General features: G+C 68.0%; 5 protein-coding genes. 3 read left to right on the top strand and 2 right to left on the bottom strand.

Annotated elements, in window-relative coordinates; all coding sequences use genetic code 11:
* On the bottom strand, positions 1-1,499 hold a 1,499-nt coding region (locus Q8Q83_RS12795), incomplete at its 3' end, for a transporter substrate-binding domain-containing protein (protein ID WP_305624276.1).
* Between the two features lie 124 nt (positions 1,500-1,623).
* Here Q8Q83_RS12795 and ada point away from each other — a divergent pair.
* From ada to Q8Q83_RS12780, 3 genes are all read left to right on the top strand, one after another.
* Positions 1,624-2,649 carry a bifunctional DNA-binding transcriptional regulator/O6-methylguanine-DNA methyltransferase Ada gene (ada, locus tag Q8Q83_RS12790; RefSeq protein ID WP_305624274.1) on the top strand — a complete coding sequence of 342 codons (1,026 nt, stop codon included), beginning with the start codon at positions 1,624-1,626 and terminating at the stop codon, positions 2,647-2,649.
* A gap of 103 nt (positions 2,650-2,752) precedes the next feature.
* Positions 2,753-3,622, top strand: a complete 870-nt coding sequence (locus Q8Q83_RS12785) for a response regulator (RefSeq protein ID WP_305624273.1) — start codon at positions 2,753-2,755, stop codon at positions 3,620-3,622.
* A gap of 243 nt (positions 3,623-3,865) precedes the next feature.
* Positions 3,866-4,285, top strand: a complete 420-nt coding sequence (locus Q8Q83_RS12780) for a hypothetical protein (protein ID WP_305624271.1) — start codon at positions 3,866-3,868, stop codon at positions 4,283-4,285.
* Positions 4,286-4,444: 159 nt separating this feature from the next.
* Here Q8Q83_RS12780 and Q8Q83_RS12775 read toward each other — a convergent pair.
* Positions 4,445-5,374 (bottom strand): acetyl-CoA C-acetyltransferase (locus Q8Q83_RS12775; protein ID WP_305624269.1); only part of this gene is annotated, 930 nt, incomplete at its 5' end.

Raw genomic sequence — 5,374 nt, 5'->3', positions numbered from 1 at the left:
ATGATGCCGAGCAGGTTCTTGGCCGCCGCGTCGACCTTGGCGATGTAATTGCGCTGCTTCGGATTCAAGTCGGTCTGCAGCGCCAGGTGCGACATGCCGATGATGGCGTTCATCGGCGTGCGGAGCTCGTGGCTCATATTGGCCAGGAAGTCCGTCTTCAGCCGCGCCGCCTCCTCGGCCAACTCCTTGGCTTTGCCCAGGGCCTCCGCGGCCTGCTTGCGCGCGGTGATGTCGCGGCTGACGCCGACCAGGCCGAGCAACTGACCCCGGTCGTCATAGAAGGTGCTGCGCAGGGTGTCGAACACCACGCGCCGGCCATCCGGGTAGATGGAAAAGCCTTCGCTCTCGTAGGGCCCGGTCCAGTTCAGCGCGGTCAGGTCGTGTTCGATGCGGCTGGCCGCCCAGTCGGGATGCAGCAGGTCTTCGTCGCGCTTGCCCTCGACCTCTTTGTTGGGGCGGCCGAACAGCTCGGCGCAGGCCTGGTTGATGCCGACGTAGCGGCCCTCGACGTCCTTGAACCAGATCGGGTCGGGAATCGCGTTGATCAGCGCTAGCAGGGTGCTGCGCTGGCGCCGCGCCTCGGCCTCGGCGCGCTGGCGTTCGGCGATCTGCACCGCCAGGCGGCGGTTCCACACCAGCACGAAGGCGATCAGCGCCAGCAAGCCCAGCAGGTAGGGCCAGCCCACCTGCAGCAGGCGCTGCCAGTTGAACACGGTTAGCGGCGGCAACCAGCGCTGCTCGATCGCCTCGCGCTCCGCCCGGCTCAGGTCGTCCAGCGCGCGGTCGAGCAGGCTGACCAGCTGCGGCCAGTCGCGGCGCACGGCGAAACGGAACTCGCTGCCGGACAGGCCGGTTTCGCCGCGCAGTTCCAGGTTGGTCAGGTTGAGCGCGCGGATCAGATGGCTGGCCACTATCATGTCGCCGACATAGGCCTCGGCGCGCCCGGACGACACCGCGCGCAGCGCCGCCTCGGTGTCCCGCACTTCCAGCACCCGCACGTCCGCCACCCGCTCGACCAGGGCCTGCTGCAACACATAGCCGCGCTCGATGGCCACCAGCCGCCCGGCCAGGTCGGCGAGACGCTGCACCGGCAGATCGCGGCGGGTGAAGATCAGGCTGCTGCTGGTGATATAGGGTTGGCTGAAGGCCATAAAGCTTTCGCGCTCGGCGCTCTTGGCCACCGAGGGCAGCAGGTCCACCCGGCCGCTGCGCAGGGCCTGCTGCGCCGCTTCCCAGTCGTCCAGCAGCACCGCCTCGAAGCGCAAGCCCAGACGCCGGCCGAGCAGCTCCAGGTAATCGCCACTGAGGCCGCGATGGCGACCGTGCTTGTCCAGCACATCGAAGGGTGCCCAGCCGCCGCGCTCGATGCCGACCCGCACCACGCCATGGGCCGCGACCCAGGCACGCTCCTCGTCGCTCAACTGCAGGGCCGCAGACGCGCCGAGGGGCAATAGACAGAACAGCAGCAGGCCACAGAGGCAGGACAGGGGGCGCGGCATAGGCGGCATCCTTGCGGGGTGCAGATTCGCCTTGAGCTTAGCCGCTGCTTTAAAAGTCAGATATGCATTGGCAGGCCACAGGTGCGGGCCGACAATCGCTGCAGGCCCGATGGAGAACCGCGCCATGCTCGATGCCGACCTTTGCTGGCAAGCCGTCTGCAACCGCGATGCAACCCAGGACGGACGCTTCGTCTTCGCCGTGCGCAGCACCGGTATCTACTGCCGGCCGAGCTGCCCGGCGCGGCGCGCGAAACGCGAAAATATCAGCTTCCACCCGGATGCAGCCAGCGCCGCCGCGGCCGGCTTTCGTCCGTGCCGGCGCTGCTCGCCGCAAGGCCAGAGCCCGGCCGAACAGCTCGACCAGCTGGTGGTCGCCGCCTGCCAGCTGCTGGCAGACACGGAACAGCGCCTGACCCTCGAACAACTGGCCGCGCGTATCGGCCTGTCTGCCTCGCATCTGGCGCGCGCCTTCAAGGCCCGCACCGGGCTGACGCCCAAGGCCTGGAGCGAGGCGCAACGGCGCGCCCGCCTCGACGCGCAGCTGGCCCAGGCCGGCAGCGTGCTGGACGCCGCCCTGGCCGCCGGCTATTCCGGCACCCGCGCGCTCTATCAACAGCCGCAGGCCTTAAGCCCGGCGCAGCGGCGCCAGCAAGGCGCGGGGGAGCGCCTGCGCTACGCCATCGGCGCCTGCCCGCTGGGGCTGTTGCTGCTGGCCAGCAGCGCCAAAGGCGTCTGCGCCCTGCTGTTTGGCGAGCGCGCCGAGACCCTGGAAAGCGAACTGCGCCAGCGCTTTGCCGCCGCCCAACTGGAGCGCGACGACAATGGCCTGGGCGACTGGCTCAGCCAGGTGATAGCGCAGATAGAGGAACCGCGCCGCGCCGCCCAGCTGCCCCTGGATATTCGCGGCACGGTATTCCAGCAGCAGCTGTGGCGCGCCTTGCAGCAGATTCCGCCGGGCCAGACCCGCACCTACGGCGAACTGGCCGCCCAGCTCGACAGCCACCCGCGCGCCATAGCCCGGGCCTGCGCCAGCAACCCCTTGGGCCTGCTGGTGCCCTGCCACCGGGTGATTGCCAGCGATGGCCGCCTGAGCGGTTACCGCTGGGGCATCGAGCGCAAGGCGGCGCTGCTGAGAGGCGAACAGCGCTAGCAACGCCCATCCGTCGAACGAGCTGGCACGGCGTGCGGCCCGCCCTACACTCTCTAGCGGGGGCTGCCGTTGCGATTTTGGGTTGGGGGCGAGAGTCTTCCTCATGTACGAACGCCAAATCGAAGTCCTGGGCCAAATCTGTTCGCGCGTCTTTCAAGGCATGACCAACACCGAGGTTGTGCACGTCATCTGCAAGCGCGATCAGCGCTCTGACGCCCGCTACACCGTGGCCTTCCACATCAAGTACGAAAACATGGAGAAGCGCATCGAGGGCAAGTTCACCCTCGGCTTCACCGAGCCGGAAATGGCCGTGGCGGTCGCCGCACCGCTTGCCGAAACGCTGGGCTTGCCGCCGCCAGCCGAACTCGACGAGACCACGGTGGAGCTGCTCAGCGAGTTTCTCAACACCGTGGTCGGTCATGCCGTCGCGGCCTGGGACAAGATAGGTTTCAAGGTGCGTTTCTTCCCGCCGGAGGTCTGCCGCGAAGTGCCGCTGCGCCATCCGACCGAGATCGAGTCGGAAGCCTATGTGATCATCCTGACCCTGGACGTGCACCATGTGACCTTCCGCGTGGCCTTCAGCGACGAGCTGGCGAGCGGCCTGCATGGCAAGCGTCTGCTGGTGGTGGACGACTCCGGGGTGATCCGCAAAGTGGTCGCCGCCCATCTGCGCAGCGCCGGCTTCGAGGTAGAAGAGGCCAAGGACGGCCGCGAGGCGGTGGAAAAACACGCCAGCTTCAAACCGCACCTGACGGTGATGGATCAGGTGATGCCGAACCTGAACGGCCTGGACGCCATCCTCGAGATCAACGAGACGACGCCGGGGGCCAAGTTCATCATGCTCACCTCCACCTCGCGCAAGGACGAAGTGCTCACCGCGCGCACCCTTGGGGTGGTGGAGTACCTGCTCAAGCCGCTGGACCTGAACCGCTTGCTGGGGTCCATCGCCAATGCGCTCACGGTGCGGGAGTAAGCACTGCGCCCGCACCGGCCTCGACTAAGTTCCCGCCACGCCGAGCCGATCCAGCGCTGTTGTAGGGTGGGCCGCGAAGCGGCGTAACCCACCCTACGAGCTGGGGGCTGGAACGCAAGGCCGAGCTGCTACGCCGAGAGGGCGCCCAGCCCGCTACACGGGACTAATTAGGCGCCCAGCGGTACTGCACTGCGGACTTATCAGGCCGATAACCCGGATAAGTCTCCCCGGGAGGGTGCCGCCATGCCGTATACCGCACACTTCATGTTGGAAAATCTGATCCGCCCGTTGCTGGCCGAACTAGGCGAGCCGCGCGCCGGCATGGCCGAGCTGCTGTTGCGCTGCTGGCAGCTGGGCTGCAGCAGCGGCCACCCGGAGGGGCTCGGCCCCTATGCCTTGAGCAGCGTCCAGCATCGCCAGCTGTGGGACGGCTGGCTGGCCTGGCGCGTGGAGCTGGCCAGTCAGATTCGCGGGCTGGCCAGCCAGCACCACTTCCTCCGCGACCCCGACGGCGAGCTGGCCTGCAACCTGTTCTACAGCACCGCCCTGGCCTGGGTGGCCATCATCGCCAGTGAACGGACGATACCTGGCGCCGGCGATACCACCGGGCAGACCCTGCTGTGGCAGCAAGTCTTCGCCGGCGAACAGGCCCTCGCCGCCTGACCAGAACCCGCACGAGGGCAAGGCTCAGCCTCGAAACCGTCGTGCGCCGCAGCGAGTAGCCCGGATGCAATCCGGGAACAGCGACGATCACCGATAGACCGCCCCGGATTTCATCCGGGCTACCGGCAGGCCCCCCTATCCCGCAGCCAGTAGCCCGACTCAACGCTCGAGTATCGCCGTTACCCCCTGCCCGCCCGCCGCGCAGATAGAGATCAGCCCGCGCCCCTCCTGGGCCACCGACAGCAGCTTGGCCAGGTTGGCGACTATGCGCCCGCCGGTGGCGGCGAAGGGGTGGCCGGCGGCCAGGGAACTGCCCTTGACGTTCAGCTTGCTGCGCTCGATGGCGCCCAGGGCGGCGCTCAGGCCCAGGCGAGTCTGGCAGTAGTCGGCGTCTTCCCAGGCCTTGAGGGTGCACAGCACCTGGGCGGCGAAGGCTTCGTGGATTTCGTAGTAGTCGAAGTCCTGCAGGCTCAGCTTGTTGCGTGCCAGCAGTCGCGGCACGGCATAGGCCGGGGCCATCAGCAGGCCTTCCTGGCCGCCCACGAAATCCACCGCCGCCGCCTCGCCATCCTTCCAGTAGGCCAGGATCTGCAGGCCGCGGGCCTTGGCCCAGTCCTCGCTGGCCAGCAGCACCAGGGAGGCGCCATCGGTCAGCGGCGTCGAGTTGGCCGCGGTCAGGGTGCCGCGCGGGCTGCGCTCGAAGCAGGGCTTAAGGCTGCCCAGTTTGTCGATACTGATATCCGCGCGCAGGTTCTGGTCGCGGGTCAGGCCGCGGAACGGCGTGAGCAGGTCGTCGTGCCAGCCCTCGGCATAGGACGCCGCGAGCTTCTGGTGGCTGGCGACGGCCAACTGATCCTGCTCGTCCCGGGGAATGGCCCAGCGCTGCGCCATCAGCTCGCAATGCTCACCCATGGACAGCCCGGTGCGCGGTTCGCCGTTGCGCGGAATGGCCGGGGCCAGATGACGCGGGCGGATCTGCAGCAGGCTTTTGAGCTTGTCGCCTGTGCTCTTGCCGCGGTTGGCCTGCAGCAGAATCTTGCGCAGCCCTTCATTGACCCCGATCGGCGCATCCGAGGTGGTGTCCACCCC

The sequence above is a fragment of the Pseudomonas sp. genome (genome assembly GCF_030696055.1).
Lineage (GTDB): Bacteria > Pseudomonadota > Gammaproteobacteria > Pseudomonadales > Pseudomonadaceae > Aquipseudomonas.
This window is presented reverse-complemented; position numbering and strand designations above follow the sequence as displayed.

What these genes read in the sequence shown, in the direction of transcription:
- ada (WP_305624274.1), top strand. Translation starts at nt 1,624, where the DNA reads ATGCTCGATGCCGACCTTTGCTGGCAAGCCGTCTGCAACCGCGATGCA.
- Q8Q83_RS12785 (WP_305624273.1), top strand. Translation starts at nt 2,753, where the DNA reads ATGTACGAACGCCAAATCGAAGTCCTGGGCCAAATCTGTTCGCGCGTC.
- Q8Q83_RS12780 (WP_305624271.1), top strand. Translation starts at nt 3,866, where the DNA reads ATGCCGTATACCGCACACTTCATGTTGGAAAATCTGATCCGCCCGTTG.